Raw genomic sequence first — 21,539 nt, forward strand, 5'->3', positions numbered from 1 at the left:
TCGGCGGTCCCGACGGCTTGACCGTCGAGTTCGCCGAGACCACCCACGCCCACTCCACGGCCAGCGACCAGGAAGTGCCGGTGCGTGCCGACGCGTTTGGGTCGCTGCCCAGTAACCGGACGGACGCTCCGAGCTTGGTTAGCAATCGGGATGGAGCAAGTACGGACACCGCTCTTCCGCGTCCCGGAGGCCCGCCTTGAGCCGATGAACCATTGAGATGCCGTCACCAACGGTGCACAGGTGAGCGGTGGGCCGGACCTGCTAGTTCCGGTGTTCGAAGATATCTGGGCCAACCACCGCCCGCGTCGATCCGCATCAAAACCAACGAGTCCATCAACGTTCTTTTCGCGGCGGACAAACGACCGACAGGGCTGCGAGTTGTCCCCGGCTCCGCCGCGCCGTCCGGCTCTTCGTCACACCACACCTCTCGGCGCCATCCGGTGCCGCTCCACATCCCACTATCCCGCAGGGCCACCTGGGGAGACTCGGAAGGAAATCCACTATGTCCTCTGTTCGTTATGACCGTGTCACCTGTCAGTACCCCGGCGCCGAACGGCCCTCGGTGACCGGTCTGGACCTGTCCATCGCCGACGGGGAGTTTCTCGTGCTCGTCGGACCTTCGGGATGCGGGAAGTCCACGACCCTGCGCATGCTCGCTGGGCTGGAGGAGGTCACCGACGGGCGGATCCTCATCGGCGACCGCGACGTCACCGACGTCCCCTCCCGCGACCGCGACATCGCGATGGTCTTCCAGAACTACGCCCTCTACCCGCACATGACCGTGGCCGAGAACATGGGCTTCGCCCTGAAGATCGCCAAGGTCCCCGCCGCCGAACGCCGGGCCCGGGTCGAGGAGGCCGCCAAGATCCTGGACCTCACCGACTACCTCGACCGCAAACCCAAGGCTCTCTCCGGCGGCCAGCGCCAGCGCGTGGCCATGGGAAGGGCCATCGTGCGCTCCCCTCAGGTGTTCCTGATGGACGAGCCGCTGTCGAACCTGGACGCCAAGTTGCGGGTCCAGACCCGCACCCAGATCGCCTCACTCACCCGCCGACTCGGGGTCACCACCGTCTACGTCACCCATGACCAGGTCGAGGCGATGACCATGGGCGACCGGGTGGCGGTGCTCAAGGACGGGCACCTCATGCAGGTCGACACCCCCCGGGCGCTCTACGATGCCCCGGCCACGGAGTTCGTCGCCGGGTTCATCGGCTCGCCGACCATGAACCTCTTCCGTGCCCCACTCACCGGCGGCACCGTACAGCTGGGCACGGTGAGGATTCCGCTGACCGATGCCCAGCGGAATGCGCTGACCGAGGCCAAGGTCACCATCGGCATCCGCCCCGAGGACCTCCACCCCGCCCCCGAAGGCGAAGGGCTGCCGATCGTGGCCGACGTCGTTGAGGAACTCGGCGCCGACGCTTTCGTCTACGGCCACCTCGCACCCGTCACCGCCGCCAACATGGTGGTGCCGGTGGACAACACCACCGGGGCCGAGGACGACCCGGGCGCCCACGAGTTCATCGTCCGCGTCGAGGGCCGCACCCCACCGGCACCCAACACCACAATTTGGGTCGTTCCGACCCTGGAGCACGTCCACCTCTTCGACGCCGCCACCGGCCGGCGTCTGCCCGACTAAGCCAGGCACAGGACCTGCCATCGGCACCCAGCGCCCGTGGAGCCGCCCGCTCTGTTCGACGGGCGGCTCCACCGATGCCGAGCGTCCCACCCGCGCTGACTCCTTCAAAAAATCGAATACGAACGTCCACCTCACCAACACACAGTGACAGCCCCAGCACGGCCACCAAAGGGTGGTCCACCCTGTACCGCCACCACATCGGCGTCGACATGGGCGGCACCATGATCAAGTACGCGGTCGAGGACACCGCCGACGGCACACCTATCACCCCGATTCTCCAACTGCCCACTCCCGTGCCCATCACCCCGCAGGCGGTCGCTGAGGTACTCGGAGTTCTGCTCCACCAGCTGTCCTCCCGGCCCCAGGCCCCACATCAGGAGGCCAACGTGGGGTGGCCCTGCCCACCATCGCCCGCGAGGGCGTAGCGCGTTCGGCCGCGAACATCGACAGCACCTGGATCGGCCTGGAGGTCGAGTGCTTCCTCACCGACCGGCTGGGCCGGCCCGTGCACGTGCTCAACGACGCCGACGCGGCCGGGCTGGCCGAGGTCCGCTACGGCGCCGGCCGCGGACCCGAGGGCCGCCCCGCCCGCGGCACCGTGCTGGTCCTGCTCCTGGGCACCGGGATTGGCTCGGCCCTGTTCGTCGACGGATGGCTGGTCCCGAACCTGGAACTGGGCCACCTGGAGTTCCTGATCTCCCCCGACCTGATCGTCGTCGGGGGCGCGATCTCGGCCCGGCACGAGGACTTCCTCCCCCACCTGCACCTGGATACCCCCATCGTGCCCGCCCAGCTGTCCAACGCCGCCGGGATCATCGGCGCTGCCCGCCAATGCCTACTGCACGGCACCGCCCTTGCCGTAGCCGGATCACCGACCGCAGATCACCGAGCTCACGAGGTGGCCAGGTCCACCCCGCCTCAGCGGCTCATGCCCGCCACCCTTGCCCCTATCCCCCAGGAGACCCTACGGATGAAGATCGGAGTACTGACCAGCGGCGGGGACTGACCCGGACTCAACGCCGTGATCCGCGCCGCGGTGCTGCACGGGATCAAGACCTACGAGTACGAGTTCGTGGGCTTCCGCGACGGCTGGCGCGGGGTCGTGGACGGCGACACGATGGACCTGCCCCGCACTCGGGTCCGCGGCCTGGCCCGGGAGGACGGGACCATCCTGGGCACCTCCCGCACCCACCCCTACTCCGGTCCCGGCGGCGGACCCGGGAGCATCGGGGTGATGCTCGAACGCCACCACATCGACGCGATCGTGGCCACCGGCGGGGAGGGCACTCTCGCCGGGGCCGCACGGCTGGCCGAGGCCGGCCTGCCCGTGGTGGGGGTGCCCAAGACCATCGACAACGACCTGCAGGTCATCGACTACACCTTAGGTTTCGACACCGCCGTGTCCATCGCCACCCACGCCATGGACCGGCTGCGCACCACCGGGGAGTCCCACCACAGGTGCATGGTCGCCGAGGTCATGGGCCGCGACGTCGGGTGGATCGCCCTGCTCTCGGGGATGTCCGCCGGGGCCCACGCGGTGCTGATCCCGGAGCAGAAGGTCTCCATGGACCAGGTCTGCGCGTGGGTGCGGGAGGTCTACGACCGGGGCCGGTCCCCGCTGGTGGTCGTCGCCGAGGGCTTCGTCCCCGAGGATCACGAGGACGTGCTGGCGGGGAAGGGCACCGAGGCCGACGGCCCTCCCCGGCTGGGCGGGATCGGGGAGTACGTCACGCAGGAGATCGAGCGCCTCACCGGCATCGAGACCCGCAACACCACGCTCGGGCACATTCAGCGCGGAGGCGCCCCACGGGCTTCGACCGGGTGCTGGCCACCCGCTTCGGGATGGCCGTGGTCGACCTCGTGCACGAGAAGCAGTGGGGCCGGATGGTCGCCATCCGCGGCACGGACATGGTCCGCATCGACTTCGCCGAGGCGCTCGAGGGGCTCAAGACCGTCCTCCAGCACCGCTGGGACGAGGCCAAAGTCCTCTTCGGCCGCTGAGAGTAACCGTGCACGTCCACCCCGGAGCAACAGTGCGACCCCTCCCCCTTCCCTGATCCCTTATCCCTCAGTACTGACGACATGAAGCCCCCATGCGACGAGCAAAGATCGTGGCCACGATAGGCCCGGCCATCTCCTCGTACGAGAACCTCTCCGAGGCGATCCGGACCGGCATGAACGTGGCCCGGCTCAACATGAGCCACGGCGACCGCTCCGTGCACGACACCTCCTACGAGAACCTGCGGCGCGCCTCTGCGGAGCCGGGGCGACGGTCGCGATCCTCGCGGACCTCCAGAGACCCAAGATCCGGCTCGCCCGCTTCGCGGACGGCCCGCACGAGCTGCTCCCCGGCGTTGAGAACCGCGACGTCCGGCGGGCGGGCAATGGCTTCAACCTGATCCCAAAGCTTTTCCATGTTCTCGTAGGTGCGCAGGTCCGCCCGCACTGGGTAAACGGTCGCGCCAAGCGCACGCAGTTGCTCAGCGACGGTATCGATCGAGTCGCTGCGTCCGGTGCCGATGATGTCGTAGCCGCGAGTGGCCAGCTCGCGGACGATGTCGGTGCCGATGCCGTTGGAGGCGCCGGTGATGAAGGCCAGAGGCCGGGTGCGGGTGGAAGGCGTGGGCACGGTGACTCCCTTCACGATGACGGTGGTTCAGGGCACGCTGGAGCCCCTAGACCGCGGGTGCGGCCGGGGCGGGGGTGAGGGTGGTCCGGGCGGGCAGTGCGCGGGCGGTGTTCGCAGATGTGTCAGCGTCCACGGATGCCTCCGCTATGGCGCGCGGGATGCTGGAGGGGATCGCTGGTTCCTACCGGAGGGTGTCGGACGAGCTGGAACGGGCCGCCACGGACGTGGAGCGGATCGTGGCGGCGGGCCGGGTCACCCAGGAGTTGCCGTCCTGGTTGCAGATCCTGGGCGACTACCTGGGCACCCCCGTGATCCACCAGACCATCAAGCGGTCCACGTGCCGCGGCAATGCCCTGCTCATGCTGGAGTCACTCGCACCGGACGTGGAGTGCTCATCCCCGGAACCCGCGGGGACGTACACCCCTCGCGATTCCGCGCAGGAGTACTACCGGGGTGTCCACGACCGTTTCGAGCGGCTCTACGGGGCGGCGGTGGAGGGCTCGTGAGCCCCGTCCATGTGCCGTCTTCAGCTCACGCCGACGTTCCATCCCGCGGGGACCGCGCCCAGTAGGGGGATGTGGTGGCCGCTCACATCCGGCAGGTCCGCCAGGTAGTCCCGATTGGATTCCTGCACCGGATCGGGGTGAGCCGGCCAGGATCCCAGCACGACCCCCGACACCCGCACGCCCCGGTGGTGCAGGGCCTCCAGGGTCAGCAGGGTGTGGTTCAGGGTTCCCAGGTCCGGGCGGGTCACCACGACCGTCCCGACGTCCTCCCCCGCGCGGCCTTGCAGCTCCCGCGCCAGATCCGCGATCGTGTGCTGCTGCCCGTCCAGTTCCACGAGCACTCCCCCGCTGCCCTCCACCAGCACGAGGTCGTGGGATTCCTGTAATTCCATGACCCGCTCCACGTGCGCGGTGATCGACAGAAGGTCCACCCCGTCGATCGCCGCCGCGGGAGGCGGGGCCATGGGCTCGGTGAGCCGCTGTCCCTCCGCCACGGTGAGCGCCGCGGACGGCACGCCGACGGTATGAGCCAGCCGAGCGACGTCGTCAACGTCCCCCGGATCGTCCCCGCGCACGCCTGTCTGTTGGGGCTTGTAGACCGCGATCCGTTGGACTCCGGAGGACCATGCGGCCACCGCGAGCGCCGCGGTCGTGTAGGTCTTGCCCACGTCCGTGTCCGTCCCCGTGACGATGGTGATACGGGGAAGGGACGCATGGGCGAGTGGGTTGTGAGTCATGCGGTGACCTCCTGGACGGATGGCGTACCTCTATCGGCGCCGGAACCCGGGGCCGGAACGGGTCGCGACGGCGCGATCCGGCCGAGGCCGGCGCCCATTCCCGGCGTGGACGGCTCCAGAGCGCGCAGAACCTCCCGCACCCGATCCACCGCCCCTGACAATTCTTGTAATTCCATGTTCGCGCGCGCCGTGAGACGCAGCCTGCTGATGCCGTCCGGCACCGACGGCGGGCGGAAGCATCCCACCGCCACCCCACGCTCACGCAGGGTCCGGGCGGCGTCCACGGCGAGTTCCGCCGATCCCACGGGCACCGACTGCACCGCAGCCTGCGCGAGAGGCACGTCCAGCGCGCGGGCCACGAAGGCCGCGCGCTCGTGCAACCGGTCCGCAAGCTCGGGCCGCCCGAGGACGATCCGGGCGGCCTCCGCGGCGGCCGCGGCACTCGCCGGTGCGAGGGCGGTGTCGTACACGAACGGGCGCGCACGGTTGAGCAGGTGGTCGCGCAGCAGCTCGGACCCGAGCACCGCCCCGCCCTGCGCGCCGAGCGCCTTGGACAGCGTCACGGTCAGGACCACGTGCGGCGCGCCCGCGAGACCGAGTTCGTGCACGAGCCCGCGACCACGGCCGGCGACCCCGATCCCATGGGCCTCGTCCACGAGTAACAACGCATCGTGCGCGCGACACACCCGCGCCAGCGCCTCGAGCGGTGCGCGATCCCCCCACACCGAGTACAAGGATTCGACGACGACGATCGCCCGCGACTGCGACCGCTCCGCCAGCAGCTGCTCCACGTGGGCCACGTCCGAGTGCCGCGCGATCCGCACGGGCGAGCGGGACAACCGGGCACCGTCCACGAGGGAGGCGTGCACGTGGGCGTCCGAGACGATGAGGGTGTCCACATCTCCCAACGCCGTGAGCACACCCGTGTTCGCCGCGTACCCGCTCGAGAAGACCAGGGCCGCGGGCTGACCCGTGAGCTCGCACAGGGCGCGCTCGAGCTCCTCGTGCACGGGCAATGTGCCCGTGACGAGCCGCGACGCCCGTGAACCGGCCCCGTACCCGTCCAGTGCGCGGTGCGCCGCGGCCACGACGCGGGGGTCCCGCGACAGGCCCAGGTAGTCGTTGGACGCGAGGTCCACACACGGCCCTCGCATGGGCCGCAGTTCACGCCGCAGTCCCAGTTCGTCGCGTTCCCGCGCCCGGTCGTGAAGCCAATCGTCAAGGGGTCCCGCGGCGGTTCCGGCCGCGGCCGCTTCCGTGTGCGCGTTCATGCTCCGGCCTCCCTTGTCACGTCCCGGGCCGCGTGCACCACGGCGTGGGCGATGCGGCGGGCGTCGTCGTCCGAACAAATGTAGGGCGGCATCGCGTAGAGCAACCGACCGAAGGGCCGCACCCACACACCGTGCTCGAGGGCTGCGCGCGTCAACCGTGCACTGTCCGGGGCCCGATGGAATTCCACGACACCCACCCCTCCGATCACCCGCACGTCCTCTACCGCGTCGAGTTCGGCGGCCGCGGGGAGGATCTCCCGGAAGGCGGTTTCCAGTCGGGTGATGTCCCGGCGCCACGTGTCCCGGAGCATCCGCACGGACTGCAGGGCCACCGCGCACGCGAGCGGGTTGGCCATGAACGTGGGCCCGTGCATGAGCGCACGCTGCGGTGACGCCGTGATGACCGTTCCCACGGATCCGGACACCAGCACAGCGGCGAGGGTCATGTATCCGCCGGTCAGGGCCTTGCCCACGCACATCACGTCCGGGACCACCCCGGCCCACTCGCACGCGAACCACCGCCCGGTGCGTCCGAACCCCGTGGCGATCTCGTCCGCGATGAGCACGAGGTCCAGCTCGTCCGCGATCTCCCGCAGGGCTCGCAGACAGCGCGGGTCGTACATGCGCATCCCGCCGGCTCCCTGCAGAACGGGCTCCACGATGACGCCCGCGAGCTCGTCCCGGTGCGCCCGGGCCGTGGCGCGCACGTCCGCGATCCACCGCGCGACGTCCTCGTCCGGCCCCACCCACTCGTGATCCTCCCCCGACGACGACGCCGCGGGAGGCGGTGCCACGAACAGCTGCTCCGCCACCAGCCCGGAGAATTCGGCGTGCATCCCGCCCTCGGGGTCGCACACGCTCATGGCGCCAGTGGTGTCCCCGTGGTAGCCGCCGCGCACCGTGAGGATGCGCCGACGCTGCGGCCGGCCGCGCGCCGCCTGGTACTGCACCGCGAGCTTCAGCGCGACCTCCACGCTCACGGAGCCCGAGTCTGCGAAGAACACGTGCTGCAGCTCGGGCGGGGTGACCTCCACCAGCAGCTCCGCGAGTTCTACGGCCGGGCGGTGCGTGAGCCCCCCGAACATCACGTGGGAGAACTCGGTGATCTGGTCCACGGCGGCGCGGTCCAGTTCCGGGTTGCGGTAGCCGTGCACGGCGCACCACCACGAGGCCATGCCATCGATTGCCCGGATCCGGTCCCCCTCAGGAGTCTCCAGGGTCAGGGTCACGCCCTCCGCGGCCAGCACCGCGTGGGGTGCGGGTCCGTCCAGCGGTGCGTAGGGGTGCCAGAGCAGCCCGCGGTCACGAGCGGCGAGGCGGGTGGGCTCCACGGCGTTGTCACCCTGTTCTGCCGTCTCTGCCACGGCACCCGCGGCGGGGCAAGAAGCCTCCCCGCTGCTCTCGGCGGGCGCGGTGCCGTGCGTGATCTGCGGTGCCGGTTCAGGCATTCGGCGCCACCGAGGTCCCCGCACCACGACGCCGCACGGTCGGGCTCAGCTCGATCCTCACCCGGGTGTCGTTCTCGTCGCGTTCGGGCCCGTCGCCCGAGCTCAACAGGGCGGCGAGCGCCGCGGAGACCGGGGCAGCTGACCGAGTAGGGACCGGGCCCTGCGCGGTCGAGGGCAGCGCGGCGTCGTCACCCTGATCGGAAAAGACGGGGTCGAAGGGGGCCGGACCGCCGCCCGAGGTTGCATCGGGACCGGCAGCTCCACCGGTTCCGCACGTGGCCCCGCAGGGCGTGCTCGCCGGGCCTGCCGAGCCCGTCTGACCTGCCTGGCCCGCCGCAGCCTGCTCGGGAGCCGCGCCGCTCGAGGCGTGGGCGGGCACCGCGGCGTCGTGCTCACGGGAAAGGTCTGGCCCCGCACCAAGGACGGTGAAGCCGGCGTCCGCGATCATGTCCAGGTCCGCCTTGGCCGCCTGCCCTTCGGAGGTGAGGTAGTCGCCCAGGAACAGGGAGTTGACCACGTGCAGGGCGAGCGGCTGCAGCGAACGCAAGTGCATCTCGCGGCCACCGGCCATGCGGATCTCCTTGTCCGGGCACACGAAGCGCACCACGGAGAGGATCTTCAGGCACTTCTGCGGGCTCAGCTGCCACGTGCCTGCCAGGGGCGTGCCGTCGAAGGGCATGAGGAAGTTCACCGGCACGGAATCCGAGCCCAGCTCCCGCAGCGCGAAGAGCGCCTCAACGAGCTGCTCGTCCGTCTCCCGCATACCCACGATCAGCCCGGAGCACGGCGAGAGCCCGGCGTCCTTCGCGCGCTCCACGGTGTCCACGCGGTCCTGGTAGGTGTGGGTGGAGCAGATGGACTCGTAGTGGGACTCGGCGGTGTTGAGGTTGTGGTTGTAGGCGTCCACGCCCGCTCCGCTCAGCGTCTCCGCCTGGCCGTCCTTGAGCAGGCCCAGGCATGCGCAGACCTCCACATCCGGGTGCTGTTCCTTCAGCGCCTCGACCGTGCGGGTCACGTTGCCCACCTCACGGTTGGACGGGCCGCGACCGCTCGCCACGAGGCACACGCGGCTCGCACCACCGCGGATGCCGTACTCGGCCTGCTCCACCGCCTTTTCGGGGCTCAGCCACGAGTACTTGAGGATGTCTGTCCCGGAGTTCAGGCGCTGGGAGCAGTAGCCGCAGTCCTCGGCGCACAACCCGGACTTCAGGTTGACCAGGTAGTTCACCTTCACGGTCATCCCGAAGTGTTCGCGGCGCAGCCGTGCGGCGGCGGCCACGAGGTCCAGCATGCCGGGGTCGTCGGTGTGCAGCAGCTCGAGGGCTTCGTCCGGGGTCACTGGGTCGCCGGCGAGGACGCGCTCGGCCAGCTCGGCAGGGTTCTTGAACATTGTTCAATTATTGAACGCCGTTCAAGAAAGTCAATTCTCCAACGCCCGCCCCGCGCCACACCGGCCGATCGGTAGAGTCACACGCAGCACCCGACCGAGCACCCCGAGAGGAGCACCGTGGCCCTGAACCGCGATGACGTGGTGGATGCCGCGTGGCACATCCTGCAGAGCTACGGCCTGGGTGACCTCTCCATGCGCCGCCTCGCCAAGGAGCTCGAGGTCCAGCCCGGCGCCCTCTACTGGCACGTGGCCAACAAGCAGGAGTTGCTGGCGGTGCTCGCCCAGCGCATGGTCGCGCCGCTCGCCGCCGACCGCGCGGTGCACGACGACGCCATTCCCCGCGCCGTCCGCTCGGCCGGTCACGACGGGGCGGGTCCGGGGCACTCCGATGACGGCCGCACCGAGCCCGGCCACCTCGACCCCGCTCGGGTTGCCGCGGAGTTCCGTCGGCTGATCCTCGCGGTGCGCGACGGCGCGGAGGTCGTCGGCGTGGCCCACGCCCTCGATCCGCTCGACCTGCCGCCGGTTCCGCTACTCGTGGCGGCCCTGTCCGCCACGGGTCTCACGCAGCGGACCGCCGAGAACACGGCCCTGACCCTGGTCCGGTTCACACTGGGCTCCGTCACCGCTCAGCAGACCCGCGAGGCCATGGGGCTACCCACCACTGACAGCGCTCCGCGGTTCGAGGCCGGACTGGCCCTGATCCTCGGTCGTGAGGCAGCGCCCCTCGAGAGGTCCGACCCATGACACGGCCCGCCTTCACCATCCGTCTCCCCGAGCCCGACGACGCTCCCGCCCTCGCGGCCGTCCACGTGCGTTCCTGGCGTGAGACGTACGCGGGCATGCTCCCGGAGCGCTTCTATGACGAGACGGCGCAGCGGCGTCGTCGCACCATGTGGGACGGACTCCTGCGCGATGAAGCTGGCCGGAGCGCGGTGCGCGTCGCGGAGGTGGCCGGACGGATCGTGGGCTTCGCCGCGGTCGGTGCACCGGAGGAGGCGCAACCGGCGCGGGAGACCGCGCTGCGCATGATGTACGTTCTGCGCGAGCACCACGGCGGCGGAGCGGGACAGGCGCTGCTGGACACCGCACTGGGGGCCGAGCCCGCGCAGCTGTGGGTCGCCGCGGCCAATGCGCACGCCATCCGGTTCTACAAGCGCAATGGCTTCCGCGCGGACGGGACCGAGACGGTGGACCCGCGACTGTCGGACCTGCGCGAGCTCAGGATGGTGCGCTAGCGAGCGAGTGCGTTGGCGCGCGGACCCTGGCGCGATCGGCCAGGTAGCACGGCAGCAGGCCGATACCCGCCCCGGACCGGGTCAACTCCACGTGCACCATGGAGGACGTGGCCCCGATCGACTGGTGCATCCGCGGCAGATGCCGCACGGGATCGATCAGCTCCGGGACGTCCTGCATGGACTCGATGGAGTAGAGCAGAGGGTGCTCCTGCAATTGGGCGGGGGACTCGAGGGCCGGGTGGCGTTCCACGTACGCCGCGGACGCGTAGAGCCCCAGGAAGTAGTCCGCCGAGTGGAACGACTCGTTCCGGGAGACCTCTGGGCGCCCCACGACCACCGCGACGTCGATCCCCACGAGGTTGGCGCTCGGGCGGCGCGCCGCGTTGATCATCTCGAGCCGCACACCGGGGTGGGTCTCGGACAGCCTGCGCATGGCCTCACCCACGGCGATCCCGCCCAGGCCGTCCGGGGCCAAGACCCGCACGAGCCCCTTCACCCCGCCTCCCGCACCGCCCGATTCCAGGGCGAGGGAATCCAGGGCCCTCTCGATGCCCTCGGCGGCACTCACGAACTGTCGACCCAGATCCGTGGGCTCCCACGCCCCGTCCGATCGGACCAGGGCGTCCTGGCGCTCGCCCCGAAGGACGCCCTCCTCATCGACAGTTCCACGATCGACGTGGAAACCGCCCTGGAGCTGCACAAGGCCGTGGCGGAGAAGGGTTTCGCGTTCGTGGACGCCCCGGTCTCGGGCGGGATCAGCGGTGCTGCGGCGGGAACACTCACGTTCATGATCGGGGGCGACAAGGACACCGTGGCCCGGGCCGAGCAGGTCATCACTCCCATGGCGGGTCGGATCGTGCACACCGGCGGGCCGGGCATGGGGCAATCGGCCAAGATCGTGAACAACATGATGCTCTTCGTCAATCTCGAAGCGTGTGCGGAGGGTTCCGTCCTGGCCGAACGACTGGGTCTGGACCCGCGAGTGTTCTGGGACATCGCGTCGGTGTCCTCCGGCGATTCCTGGGCCCTGCGGACGTGGTACCCCGTCCCGGACATCGTCCCCTCGGCCGCCGCCAACAACAATTTCGAGTCCACGTTCTCCGCGGTCCTGGCCGCCAAGGACGTGGGGCTCGCGCTGTCCGCCGGTGAGCAGACGGGCGTGGACCTCCCCGCGGCCGAACTCGCGGCCCAGCGCTTCCAGCGCCTGATCGACGAGGGGTACGGGGATCTGGACTGCACCCTGATCGTGAAGTACGCGGCCCCGGACGGCAAGGCCCAGGGCTGGAACCCGGACGAGGTCTGACACCCCGGCCACCTCAGCGAGGTGACATCGAGCGCCGTCGTGCTCCGAGACCGCGGTGCGCCCGGAACACGACACGCGCTCAGACCCCCGCGCCCACGACCAGCATGGTGGCGGCGAAGACGATTCCGGAGACCAACAACACCACGGTCGTGTAGCCCAGGATGTCCCGGATCTTCAGTCCCGCGATGGCCAGCAACGGCAGGGCCCAGAACGGCTGGATCATGTTCGTCCATTGATCGCCGTAGGACACGGCCATGATCACCACGGCGGGGTCCACGTCCAGGCGGGGGGCGGCGTCCAACAGGATGGGTGCCTGGATGGCCACCTGCCCGCCGCCGGACGGGACGAAGAAGTTGACCAGCCCTGCGGACAGGAAGGCCAGCAGGCCCAGCGTCTGGGGCGATGCCACGGCGACGATCGAGTCGGAGAGCACCTGGATCAGCCCCGTGGCGGTCATGATGCCCATGATCCCGGCGTACAGGGGGAACTGCAGCAGGATGTCCCCCACGTTCGACGCGGCGTTCTTGACCAGGCCCATGACCTCGAACGTGTTGCGGGACAACAGGAAGATCAGCCCCAGGAACATCCAGTTCACGATGTTCAGGGTGACCGTTCCACCCCCGGCGAAGTGGATGACCAGGTAGGCCACCAGTGCCAGGCCCACGAGAGTCGTGGGGATGCGGGAGGCATCCAACCGGTCGGCCGGGGCCTCTATGACCGGACGCTCGATCTCCTGTTCGGACTGGGCGAGCGCCTCGGCCGTGACCGTGTGGGACTCGGGAACGCTGCGCGGTGCCACGAGCCAGAGCGCCAGGGCCACCAGGATCAGGGTGACGACGATCGCGCTGATGTTCCATTACGAGAAAATGGTCTCCCTGATGGGAATGATGTGGCCCACCTGCTTCTCGATGAACGAGCCCGGGGTCGCGGCGGTCAGTGGGCCGGAGCCCGAATACCCCATGTGCCACACCACGAACCCGGAGAACCCGGACGCCACGAGCATCGGGAAGCTCACGGCCTGGCGCCTGCGCGCGAACTCCGCGGCGACCTCCCGGGCGAGCAGACCGCCGACCACCAGGCCGAAACCCCATGTGATGAGGGAGGCCACCGCAGCGATGACGAACACGAAGATGTAGGCGCGCAGGGGTGAGCGGGGCACCGAGGCCAACTTGCCGAGACCGGCGCGCACGGGCCGGGTACTGGCCAGGGCATGACCGAGCAACAGCACCAGCGCCATCTGGGTCATGAACTCCAGCAGCCCAGACAGTCCCGTGCCCCATCCCTGGATCACGGCCACGGGCCCGGAATCGGTCAGCAGCAGGGCCATGAGGGCCACCAGGACGGTGAGGACTATGGCGAAGATCAGCGCCGAGGGGATGAACCTCTCCACGGCGGTGTTGAGCGGCCGCATCACGCGGGCCAGCGGCGGTTCGGACCGGGCGGCGGTGGCCTGCGGGGTTCCCGGGGTGCTCATGACAACGGCTCTCGATGGTGGCGGGACACGGGTGGTTCTCCGATCTGGGTCAGGGTTGGGGACATGCGATCGGTTGCCGGGCGCGGGCGCGTGGCCCGGTGGTGGTCCAGGAACAGCAGGACGATCAGCAGGACGTCCACGACGTCGCCGCCGTAGTACATGACCTGCGCGCCCACGTGGGCGTCGTGGGGCGCGACTCCCGCGGGCGGATGCGCGTAGAGCCACTTGGCCAGGACCGAGTGCGCCGCGATGAAGAGCACCAGGACCACGGCGCGCACCCGGAAGGACGAACGATGCGGATCGGGGTCCGGTCCGGCGATGGCCGCCGTGAACACGTAGCCGGCCAGGAAGATGTGGGTGTGGACGAGCGCGTGGCCCCACGCGGAGGCGTGCATCCAGTGGAACAGCGCGGTGCTGTAGAGCAACCACAACCCGCCGGCATTGAGGATCGCGGCCACCACGGGGTGCGTGACCCAGCGGACGACCGGGAACCGCAGCACCCGCGAGACCCGGCGCGCCCCGGCGGTGGACAGCCCGCGCAGCGCCACCCGCACGGGCGCGCCCAGGACGAGCAGCAGGGGTCCGAGCATCCCCACCAACAGGTGCCCCACCATGTGAGCGGTGAAGCTGGTGTGCCCGGCGTGGGCGAGGGGCCCCACGAGGCCCACCCCCACGCCCAGCAGGCCGACGTAGAAACTCACGGGACGCCACGGACTCGGGCCCGTCCTGTGACGGCCCGACCACAACAACCACCCGTACCCCGCGGCAGCCAGTACCAGCACCACCACGACCAGCCACTCGAACACAGGCCATCCGACAGCAGCGGTCTCCGAGTGGTGGGTGTGATCCGCATGGTGGGCGTGGTCCGAGGACATCAGCGGGTCCGATAGGCCCGCGCGCCGCGCCGCAGCACCACGAACCCGATGAGCATGAGGATCACCGCGGTGCCGTTCCACACGAGGTCGTACGGCAGGATGTCCACCCCGTAGCGGATCTGGTGGATGCCCAGCAGCTTGTGGTCCACGATGCCATCGAAGAGCTGGAAGGTCCCCACACCCAGGATCACGGCCCCGATCCAGTGGGGCCAGTGCACCCCACCCCGTCGGCGCACGTCAGCGAGCAGGAACAGACCCCAGATGGTGATGAACCACCCGAAGGCGTGGAAGAACCCGTCCGTCACGAGGGCCACCTCGTGCGTGGAGAGGTCGTAGAAGTGATGCCACTGCAGGCCCAGGTGGAAGATGAACAAGTCGATCATGGAAGCGGCGATACCGCATCCGAACAGGAACCCGGACAGCGCCGCCCGCTTGCGGGTGCGCCGCGGGTCCGGGACAGGCCCGCCCCCTGATCCAGGGCCCTCCAGCGATGTCGAGTCCGGTGTGGATGCCGTGTGCGCCATAGTTCCTCCTGAATCCATTCGATCAACCCGGCCGCCCGCCCCCGGGGACCACACGGGCCGGTCAGCCGGCTCGAGCCGGGCCGCCCCTGGTGCGGGTCACGCCCGCCCCGGGTCCGGGACGGGCGTGACCCACCTGCAAGGCTCAACGGCTCAACAACAACGCCTCACCCTGACCGCCGCCACCGCACAGGGACACGGCGGCCTTGCCGGAGCCACGCCGCGCCAGTTCCAAAGCGGCATGCAGCGCGATCCGCGCGCCCGAGGCCCCCACGGGGTGGCCCAGGGCGATCGCACCACCGTGGATGTTGACCTTCTCGGGGTCCACGCCCAGGTCGCGCACCGACTGCACGGCCACGGCCGCGAACGCCTCGTTGATCTCGATGAAGTCCAGATCCTCCAGGGTCCAGTCGGACCGCGAGAGCGCGTGCTCGATGGCCCGGGAGGGCTGGGAGTGCAGGGAGGTATCCGGACCGGCCACCTGACCGGGTTTGCCCACCACGGCGAGCCACTCGAGTCCGTGCTCCTCCGCGTAGCCGCGCGTGGTCAGCACGAGGGCCGCAGCGCCGTCGGAAATGGGGGACGAGTTGCCCGCGGTGATGGCGCCGTCCTTCGTGAAGGCGGGGCGCAGCTTGCCGAGGCCCTCCGCGGTGGAATCCGGGCGCACGCCCTGGTCCTCTGACACCGTGATCGGATCGCCCTTGCGCTGGGGCACCTCGATGGGCGCGATCTCGTCCGCGAAGATCCCGTCCTGCTGGGCCTTGCCCGCGAGCTGGTGGCTGCGCGCGGCCACCGCGTCCTGCTCGGCGCGGTCGATCTGACGCTCGCCGTTGCCGGACTCGGTGAGCTCACCCATGGGCACGCCCTTCTCGACGTCCACGAGCCCGTCGTGGGCGAGCGAGTCCGCGAGCCGCATGTCCCCGTAGGACTTGCCCTTGCGGGCGCCCAGGGCCAGGTGCGGCGCGTTGGTCATGGATTCCATCCCGCCGGCCACGACGACGTCCGCCTCACCCAGGCGCAGCATTCGCGCCGCTTCCGTGACGGCCACCAGACCGGACAGGCACACCTTGTTCAGGGCCGCCGCCGGGACGGTCTTGGGCAGTCCGGCCTTCACCGCGGCCTGCTTGGCCGGGTTCTGCCCGGTGCCCGCCTGCACCACGTTGCCCATGTAGACGTAGTCCACGTCCTCGGGGGAGACCCCCGCGCGCTGCACGGCGTGCTTGATCGCGTGCGCGCCCAGGTCCACGGCGCTCAGGTCCGCGAGCGCGCCCAGCAATTTGCCCTGGGGTGTGCGTGCTCCGTTGACGATCACCACGTCATTGGCGTTCTCTGTCATTTCTCCTCCTGTACGGGCACGGAGTCCGGGGTGACGTCCACGAGCTCAACCCGGTATTCGGCCTCGGTCTTGGCTGCTACTTCTTCTTCGGTCACACCCGGGGCGAGGGTCCGCAACACCAGCCCGTGTTCCTCCACGTCGAAGACGCACAGGTCGGTGATGATACGGTCCACGACCCCGACACCGGTCAGGGGCAGATCGCACTCCCGCTTGAGCTTGGCGGAGCCGTCCTTGGCGACGTGTTCCGTCAAGACCAGCACACGAGGTGCTCCGGTCACAAGGTCCATGGCCCCGCCCATTCCCTTGACCATCTTGCCGGGAATCATCCAGTTGGCCAGGTCGCCGCGCTGCGAGACCTGCATGGCCCCCAGGATCGCCATCTTCACGTGTCCACCGCGGATCATCGCGAAGGACATCGCGGAGTCGAAGATCGCGGCCCCCGGCTGCAGGGTGATCGTCTGCTTCCCGGCGTTGATCAGGTCCGGGTCCTCGTCCCCCTCGTACGGGAACGGGCCCATGCCCAGCGCCCCGTTCTCGGTCTGCAGCACCACGCTCACGCCCTCGGGCAGGTTGTTCGCCACGAGGGTCGGGATCCCGATGCCCAGGTTCACGTAGTCGCCGTCATGCAGTTCCGACGCCGCGATGGCCGCCATCTCATCACGCGTCCAACTCATGCCACCGTTCCTTCCGCTCCGCCGTTGCCCGCGCCCCGGGCGGCACCACCGCCGGTCCGCACGTCCGTTCCGCCCTCCGACGACGACGCCGCGCCGCGGGCCTCGGTCGCGTGGTGCGCTGCTCGATCTCCTTGGGCGCCCCCGAGTACTGCACCACGTGCTGCACGAAGACCCCGGGGGTCACGATGTGGTCCGGGTCCAGCTCACCCGGGGCCACGACCTCCTCGACCTCCGCGAACGTGATCCGCGCGGCCGTGGCGCACACCGGGTTGAAGTTGCGCGAGGTCCTCCGGTAGATCAGGTTGCCGTCCGTGTCCCCTCGCCACGCGTGCACCAGGGCGATGTCCGCGACGATCCCGCGTTCCAGGATGTAGGTGCACCCGTCGAACTCCGCGGTGGGCTTCCCCTCCGCCACGCGCGTGCCCACACCGGTGGCGGTGTAGAACGCGGGGATCCCCGCACCGCCCGCGCGCAGCCGTTCGGCGAGCGTGCCCTGCGGGTTGAACTCGACCTCGAGCTCACCCTCCAGGTACTGGCGGGCGAACTCCTTGTTCTCCCCCACGTACGAGGACAGCACCTTACTCACCTGCTTGTTCTCCAGCAGCAGACCGAGCCCTTTGCCGTCCACGCCCATGTTGTTGGACACCACGGTCAGGTCCTTGGCTCCGTTGTCGCGGACCGCTTCGATGAGGTCTCGCGGGATCCCGGACAGTCCGAAACCGCCCACCGCCACGGTCATCCCGTCCCGCAGCGTCTCGGCGAGCAACTCGGCCACGTTGTCCCTGAGTTTGGACATGGTCACCCCTCCAGTGCGTGATCTGCCTCTCAGGCTAGAAAGTGACCACATCTTGGTCAATGCTTCACCCGTAATCGTCGGTGAAGGGATCACAATCTGAAAAACTGTCGCTAGTCTGTCCATATTGTGAACGTCCCGACGCAGGAGCGTGTATGACCCCGCAGAAATCCCGGAACCCGCAGTCCTCCCCGCAGGGCACGCAGGTGGTCTCCCGGATCGCCGCGATCCTGCAGGCCGTGGCATCCGGGGAGTCAGCCGGATCCACCGCGGCCATCGCCCACCGCACGGGGCTGACCCGGCCCACCGCGCACCGATTGCTCGCAGCGCTCGCCGCCGAGGGGTTCGTGGACCGCACGGAGGACGGCAACTGGGCCCTGGGTCCCGAACTGCACATCCTGGGCACGGTGGCCGCCCAACGTTATCCCGCCCAGGACCTCGCGACCCCGTGCCTGCAGCGGCTCGCCGAGGCCACGGGCGAGTCCGCGTTCTTCTCCGCTCGCCGCGGCAACGAGGTCATCTGCCTGGCCCGGGTGGAGGGGGCGTTCCCGGTGCGCTCGCACGTGCTCTACGAGGGCCTGCGGTTGCCCCTGGGCGTGGCCTCCGCGGGACTCGCGATCCTCGGTCACCTACCCCCGGACCAATTGGAGACCGCCCTCGCGGACACCCGGGAGGAGCGGACGCGCCTCGGTCCACAGCACGACGACGCTCACGTCCGCCGCCTCGTCGCCCAGGTCCGGGAGGACGGCTGGTCCCTGAACCCCGGACGTATTGTGGAGGGCTCGTGGGGCATGGCGGCCGCGGTGTTCGACGCGACCGGCCAACCCCGCTACGCACTCTCCCTGACGGGGATCGAACCCCGGTTCACCGCGGAACGCAGACCCCGCCTCGGGGCGGCTTTGCTGGACCAGGCCCACAGGCTCTCCACGGCGCTGCGCGCGGGGGCCACGACCGTGTGAACCGGACGCAGCGGCGTCGTCCCGTACCGTCAGACCCCGCGTTCTCGCACCCCGGAACATCTGTGTCCCGATACCGCATGCGTTGTGCGACTGCGGGTGTTTTTTCGGGACGCAGATGTTCGGGCCCTTGGCCGGAGAGGGGCCGTGGAACGCGGGCCATTGCCTCGACACCGAACGGCAGCGAGGGTGGACGCGGCGACGTCGCCCCGCACTCAGAACGCCGTCCAGCCACCGTCCATCGTGTAGGACGCACCCGTGACCATGCCCGCGGACGGGCCGGCCAGGAACGCGATGAGCTCGCCAACCTCCTCGGGTTCCACGAGGCGCTTGATCGCGGACTCGGTGAGCATGATCTTCTCGATCACCTGGTCCTCGGGGATCCTGTGGGTCGCGGCCTGGTCCTTGATCTGCTTGTCCACGAGCGGGGTGTGCACGTAGCTGGGGTTGACGCAGTTGCTGGTCACACCGTGCTCAGCGCCCTCCAGGGCCACGGTCTTGGACAGCCCTTCGAGCCCATGCTTGGCCGTGACGTACGCGGATTTGTACGCGGACGCGCGCAGACCGTGGATGGAGGAGACGTTGATGATCCGGCCCCATCCGCGCTCGTACATGTGCGGCAGTGCGGCACGGATCAGCAGGAACGGAGCCTCGAGCATGAGCGTGAGGATGCGGTGGAAGTCCGCGGGGTCGAAGTCCTGCACGGGGGCCACCTTTTGGATCCCCGCGTTGTTGACCAGGATGTCCACGTCCAGGCTCAGTTCGGCGAGCGCGGCGGTATCCGAGAGGTCCACGACCCAGGCTTCCCGCCCACCTCGGAGGCCGTCGTCTGAGCGGCTTCTTCATTGATATCCGCGACGACCACGTGGGCGCCGCGGTCCGCGAACGCCTGCACGGCGGCGCGGCCGATCCCGCTGGCCCCACCGGTGACCAGGGCCTTCTTCCCCCCGAGTGATTGCTCCATGACAGCCTCTTTGCGCGTGGACGGTTCTCCTACCGCGTCACGCTACGCCCCGAGGGCCGCCGGGTCACGATCCGGAACGGACCACCCCGGACCAGCTACGAGTCACGGCCCGCACCGGAGTCCGCCGGGTCACGGAAGCCCCGGTGACCCCAGCCCGAGGGGCCGGGGCAGGAGGAACCCGGGGAGCGGCGTCGTCGTCCGACACGCCACAACTGGCGTCCACTCCTCGCGATGCTGTTGGATGGAGCAGTACCCATCCAGAGCGGCCGAGAGATCTGGCTCGTGGAAGCCGCAGCAACCGGGGTGACACCGGTGCTAACGCCAGGACCGATGGAAAGGAACAGCACAGCCATGCCCTTGAACACCGATCGCATCCAGACCACCCACGTGGGCTCCCTGCCTCGCACGCCCGAGCTGCTGAAGGCCAACAACCGTTTCCAGGCGGGCGAGATCGACCTCTCCCAGCTGGGCGAGGCGCTCGACGAAGGCGTCGCAGAGATCGTGCGCACCCAGCGCGAGATCGGCATCGACATCGTCAACGACGGCGAGTACGGCCACACCACGTCCGGCGCCGTGGACTACGGGGCCTGGTGGAACTACTCGTTCCACCGCCTGGGCGGGCTGACCCCCACGGACGAGGACCGGTGGAACGAGGGCGAGAAGCACCGTTCCAGCCCGGGACACATCGTGCTCACGAGCTTCCCCGACCGCCGCGACCGGGAGCGCTTCCGGGACGCCTATGAGGACCCCACAGCGGGCGTGCTCGTGCACCGCAACACGGTCTCCCAGCCCAAGATCACGGGCCCGCTGACCTACACGGGTCAGGAGGCTGTGGCCGGGGACATCCGCCGCGTGAAGGACGCGATGGCCCTGAACGGTGCCACGCAGGGCTTCGTCGCGGCACTGTCCCCCGGCTCCTGCGCGCGCGTGAAGAACGAGTACTACGCCACGGACGAGGAACTGGTCTACGCGTGCGCGGACGTGATGCGCGAGGAGTACAAGGCCATCGTAGACGCCGGACTGACCGTGCAGATCGACGACCCCTCGATCGCCGAGTCCTGGGACCAGATCAACCCCGAGCCCACCGTGGAGGACTACCTGGCCTTCACCCAGCTGCGCGTGGACGCGCTGAACTACGCACTGCGCGACCTCCCCGAGGAGCAGATCCGCTTCCACCTGTGCTGGGGTTCGTGGCACGGCCCGCACACCACGGACCTCGAGTTCAAGTACCTCGTGGACCTCATGCTCACCATCCGCGCGCAGGGCTACAGCTTCGAGGCGTCCAGCCCGCGCCACGGCCACGAGTGGAAGGTCTGGAAGGACCACCAGCTGCCCGAGGGCAAGGTGGTCTACCCCGGTTTCGTCTCGCACTCGACCAACGTGGTGGAGCACCCCGAGCTCGTGGCGGACCGGATCGAGCAGTACGCGTCCGTGGTGGGCAAGGAGAACGTGATCGCCTCTACGGACTGCGGTCTGGGCGGGCGGTTGCACCCGCAGATCGCGCTGGCCAAGCTCGAGTCCCTCGTGGAGGGTGCGCGGATCGCGTCCGAGCGCCTGTTCTGATCAGGCCGCGCGGCTGGTCCTGCAGCTTTTAGTCCCACCGCGTCGCTGACCGTTCCGGTTCCCCGATCTTCCCGGACGACGCCGCCCGCCCCCTTCCGCTGCGCCCGCACCTTCCACGGTGCGGCACGGCGGGAGGGGGCGTTGCCGTGTCATGAACGCGTCACAACGGCCGACATGCTGCCCGCCCGGGTGAACGGCCCGGGAAAAATATACGATTTAGTA

At 69.5% G+C, this 21,539-nt stretch carries 17 protein-coding genes, 6 pseudogenes and 1 riboswitch; of the genes and pseudogenes, 10 read left to right on the forward strand and 13 right to left on the reverse strand.

What is annotated here, in order from left to right; genetic code table 11:
* The first annotated feature begins 502 nt into the window (after positions 1–502).
* From J1M36_RS04360 to J1M36_RS12670, 4 genes and pseudogenes are all read left to right on the forward strand, one after another.
* Positions 503–1,639 (forward strand): ABC transporter ATP-binding protein, encoded by a 1,137-nt coding sequence (locus J1M36_RS04360; protein WP_039102262.1) that lies wholly within the window; start codon positions 503–505, stop codon positions 1,637–1,639.
* 209 nt (positions 1,640–1,848) lie between these two features.
* Positions 1,849–2,471, forward strand: a pseudogene (locus J1M36_RS04365) (ROK family protein); the annotation flags it as partial.
* Positions 2,472–2,660: 189 nt separating this feature from the next.
* Positions 2,661–3,640 (forward strand): annotated as a pseudogene (locus tag J1M36_RS04370) (ATP-dependent 6-phosphofructokinase).
* 92 nt (positions 3,641–3,732) lie between these two features.
* Positions 3,733–3,983, forward strand: a pseudogene (locus J1M36_RS12670) (pyruvate kinase); the annotation flags it as partial.
* A 39-nt stretch (positions 3,984–4,022) separates the two neighbouring features.
* Here J1M36_RS12670 and J1M36_RS12675 read toward each other — a convergent pair.
* Positions 4,023–4,283: pseudogene (locus tag J1M36_RS12675) on the reverse strand (SDR family NAD(P)-dependent oxidoreductase); the annotation flags it as partial.
* 131 nt (positions 4,284–4,414) lie between these two features.
* On the opposite strand from J1M36_RS12675, the gene J1M36_RS04380 reads away from it, so the two are divergent.
* Positions 4,415–4,774, forward strand: coding sequence for an FGGY-family carbohydrate kinase (locus J1M36_RS04380; RefSeq protein ID WP_241246879.1), 360 nt, complete (start codon positions 4,415–4,417; stop codon positions 4,772–4,774).
* A 20-nt stretch (positions 4,775–4,794) separates the two neighbouring features.
* Here the strand turns inward: J1M36_RS04380 and bioD are convergent, their stop codons facing one another.
* The 4 genes from bioD to bioB all read right to left on the reverse strand — a co-directional run bounded on the left by bioD (position 4,795) and on the right by bioB (position 9,620).
* Entirely contained in the window at positions 4,795–5,511 is a 717-nt protein-coding gene (bioD, locus tag J1M36_RS04385) for a dethiobiotin synthase (protein ID WP_206478739.1), read from the reverse strand.
* Positions 5,508–6,782: an 8-amino-7-oxononanoate synthase gene (locus J1M36_RS04390; RefSeq protein ID WP_206478740.1), complete on the reverse strand. Its 1,275-nt coding sequence runs from the start codon at positions 6,780–6,782 to the stop codon at positions 5,508–5,510. Before J1M36_RS04390 ends, bioD begins: the two co-directional genes overlap by 4 nt.
* Entirely contained in the window at positions 6,779–8,146 is a 1,368-nt protein-coding gene (bioA, locus tag J1M36_RS04395; RefSeq protein ID WP_342358282.1) for an adenosylmethionine--8-amino-7-oxononanoate transaminase, read from the reverse strand. The genes J1M36_RS04390 and bioA overlap by 4 nt, the downstream gene beginning before the upstream one ends.
* A gap of 76 nt (positions 8,147–8,222) precedes the next feature.
* Entirely contained in the window at positions 8,223–9,620 is a 1,398-nt protein-coding gene (bioB, locus tag J1M36_RS04400; protein ID WP_206478742.1) for a biotin synthase BioB, read from the reverse strand.
* 117 nt (positions 9,621–9,737) lie between these two features.
* Here bioB and J1M36_RS04405 point away from each other — a divergent pair, with 117 nt between their 5' ends.
* Both J1M36_RS04405 and J1M36_RS04410 read left to right on the forward strand, forming a co-directional pair.
* Complete coding sequence (locus J1M36_RS04405; RefSeq protein ID WP_206398715.1) at positions 9,738–10,367, forward strand: TetR/AcrR family transcriptional regulator C-terminal domain-containing protein; 630 nt, start codon at positions 9,738–9,740, stop codon at positions 10,365–10,367.
* The gene (locus tag J1M36_RS04410; RefSeq protein ID WP_206478743.1) at positions 10,364–10,858 is read left to right on the forward strand and encodes a GNAT family N-acetyltransferase; all 495 of its coding nucleotides are present in this window, start codon (positions 10,364–10,366) and stop codon (positions 10,856–10,858) included. The genes J1M36_RS04405 and J1M36_RS04410 overlap by 4 nt, the downstream gene beginning before the upstream one ends.
* Here J1M36_RS04410 and J1M36_RS04415 read toward each other — a convergent pair.
* Positions 10,842–11,426, reverse strand: coding sequence for a LysR substrate-binding domain-containing protein (locus tag J1M36_RS04415; protein ID WP_286738741.1), 585 nt, complete (start codon positions 11,424–11,426; stop codon positions 10,842–10,844). The two genes, J1M36_RS04410 and J1M36_RS04415, sit on opposite strands and share 17 nt — an antisense overlap.
* 87 nt (positions 11,427–11,513) lie before the next feature.
* Between J1M36_RS04415 and J1M36_RS04420 the strand changes: the two genes are divergently transcribed.
* Positions 11,514–12,161 carry an NAD-binding protein gene (locus J1M36_RS04420; RefSeq protein WP_342358292.1) on the forward strand — a complete coding sequence of 216 codons (648 nt, stop codon included), beginning with the start codon at positions 11,514–11,516 and terminating at the stop codon, positions 12,159–12,161.
* A gap of 79 nt (positions 12,162–12,240) precedes the next feature.
* Here the strand turns inward: J1M36_RS04420 and J1M36_RS04425 are convergent.
* The 6 genes and pseudogenes from J1M36_RS04425 to J1M36_RS04450 all read right to left on the reverse strand — a co-directional run bounded on the left by J1M36_RS04425 (position 12,241) and on the right by J1M36_RS04450 (position 17,837).
* Positions 12,241–13,635, reverse strand: a pseudogene (locus J1M36_RS04425) (short-chain fatty acid transporter).
* A complete protein-coding gene (locus J1M36_RS04430) occupies positions 13,632–14,441 on the reverse strand; it encodes a cytochrome c oxidase assembly protein (RefSeq protein WP_312797648.1) in 810 nt (269 codons plus the stop codon). The pseudogene J1M36_RS04425 and the gene J1M36_RS04430 overlap by 4 nt, the downstream one beginning before the upstream one ends.
* Before the next feature lie 68 nt (positions 14,442–14,509).
* Positions 14,510–15,034 (reverse strand): DUF2243 domain-containing protein, encoded by a 525-nt coding sequence (locus J1M36_RS04435; RefSeq protein WP_082943323.1) that lies wholly within the window; start codon positions 15,032–15,034, stop codon positions 14,510–14,512.
* A 142-nt stretch (positions 15,035–15,176) separates the two neighbouring features.
* Positions 15,177–16,367, reverse strand: a complete 1,191-nt coding sequence (locus tag J1M36_RS04440) for an acetyl-CoA C-acetyltransferase (RefSeq protein ID WP_064846513.1) — start codon at positions 16,365–16,367, stop codon at positions 15,177–15,179.
* Positions 16,364–17,041, reverse strand: a complete 678-nt coding sequence (locus J1M36_RS04445) for a CoA transferase subunit B (RefSeq protein ID WP_064846512.1) — start codon at positions 17,039–17,041, stop codon at positions 16,364–16,366. The genes J1M36_RS04440 and J1M36_RS04445 overlap by 4 nt, the downstream gene beginning before the upstream one ends.
* Positions 17,025–17,837 carry a CoA transferase subunit A gene (locus J1M36_RS04450; protein ID WP_082943333.1) on the reverse strand — a complete coding sequence of 271 codons (813 nt, stop codon included), beginning with the start codon at positions 17,835–17,837 and terminating at the stop codon, positions 17,025–17,027. Before J1M36_RS04450 ends, J1M36_RS04445 begins: the two co-directional genes overlap by 17 nt.
* 152 nt (positions 17,838–17,989) lie before the next feature.
* On the opposite strand from J1M36_RS04450, the gene J1M36_RS04455 reads away from it, so the two are divergent.
* Positions 17,990–18,793 (forward strand): IclR family transcriptional regulator, encoded by an 804-nt coding sequence (locus J1M36_RS04455; RefSeq protein ID WP_064846511.1) that lies wholly within the window; start codon positions 17,990–17,992, stop codon positions 18,791–18,793.
* Between the two features lie 212 nt (positions 18,794–19,005).
* On the opposite strand, the pseudogene J1M36_RS04460 reads toward J1M36_RS04455, so the two are convergent.
* A pseudogene (locus J1M36_RS04460) lies at positions 19,006–19,754 on the reverse strand (3-hydroxybutyrate dehydrogenase).
* A 250-nt stretch (positions 19,755–20,004) separates the two neighbouring features.
* A riboswitch (SAM riboswitch) is annotated at positions 20,005–20,091 on the forward strand.
* A gap of 14 nt (positions 20,092–20,105) precedes the next feature.
* Here J1M36_RS04460 and J1M36_RS04465 point away from each other — a divergent pair.
* Positions 20,106–21,317 (forward strand): cobalamin-independent methionine synthase II family protein, encoded by a 1,212-nt coding sequence (locus J1M36_RS04465; protein ID WP_064846510.1) that lies wholly within the window; start codon positions 20,106–20,108, stop codon positions 21,315–21,317.
* The last annotated feature ends 222 nt before the right edge of the window (positions 21,318–21,539 follow it).

It is taken from the genome of Kocuria sp. KRD140 (assembly GCF_017168375.1).
Taxonomy (GTDB): domain Bacteria; phylum Actinomycetota; class Actinomycetes; order Actinomycetales; family Micrococcaceae; genus Kocuria; species Kocuria marina.

Bases quoted from the DNA above. Each gene is read 5' to 3' on its own strand.
- J1M36_RS04455 (WP_064846511.1), top strand. From the start codon at position 17,990: ATGACCCCGCAGAAATCCCGGAACCCGCAGTCCTCCCCGCAGGGCACG.
- J1M36_RS04440 (WP_064846513.1), bottom strand. From the start codon at position 16,367: ATGACAGAGAACGCCAATGACGTGGTGATCGTCAACGGAGCACGCACA.
- J1M36_RS04360 (WP_039102262.1), top strand. From the start codon at position 503: ATGTCCTCTGTTCGTTATGACCGTGTCACCTGTCAGTACCCCGGCGCC.
- J1M36_RS04435 (WP_082943323.1), bottom strand. From the start codon at position 15,034: ATGGCGCACACGGCATCCACACCGGACTCGACATCGCTGGAGGGCCCT.
- J1M36_RS04390 (WP_206478740.1), bottom strand. From the start codon at position 6,782: ATGAACGCGCACACGGAAGCGGCCGCGGCCGGAACCGCCGCGGGACCC.
- J1M36_RS04445 (WP_064846512.1), bottom strand. From the start codon at position 17,041: ATGAGTTGGACGCGTGATGAGATGGCGGCCATCGCGGCGTCGGAACTG.
- J1M36_RS04410 (WP_206478743.1), top strand. From the start codon at position 10,364: ATGACACGGCCCGCCTTCACCATCCGTCTCCCCGAGCCCGACGACGCT.
- J1M36_RS04450 (WP_082943333.1), bottom strand. From the start codon at position 17,837: ATGTCCAAACTCAGGGACAACGTGGCCGAGTTGCTCGCCGAGACGCTG.
- J1M36_RS04380 (WP_241246879.1), top strand. From the start codon at position 4,415: ATGGCGCGCGGGATGCTGGAGGGGATCGCTGGTTCCTACCGGAGGGTG.
- bioD (WP_206478739.1), bottom strand. From the start codon at position 5,511: ATGACTCACAACCCACTCGCCCATGCGTCCCTTCCCCGTATCACCATC.
- bioB (WP_206478742.1), bottom strand. From the start codon at position 9,620: ATGTTCAAGAACCCTGCCGAGCTGGCCGAGCGCGTCCTCGCCGGCGAC.
- J1M36_RS04465 (WP_064846510.1), top strand. From the start codon at position 20,106: ATGCCCTTGAACACCGATCGCATCCAGACCACCCACGTGGGCTCCCTG.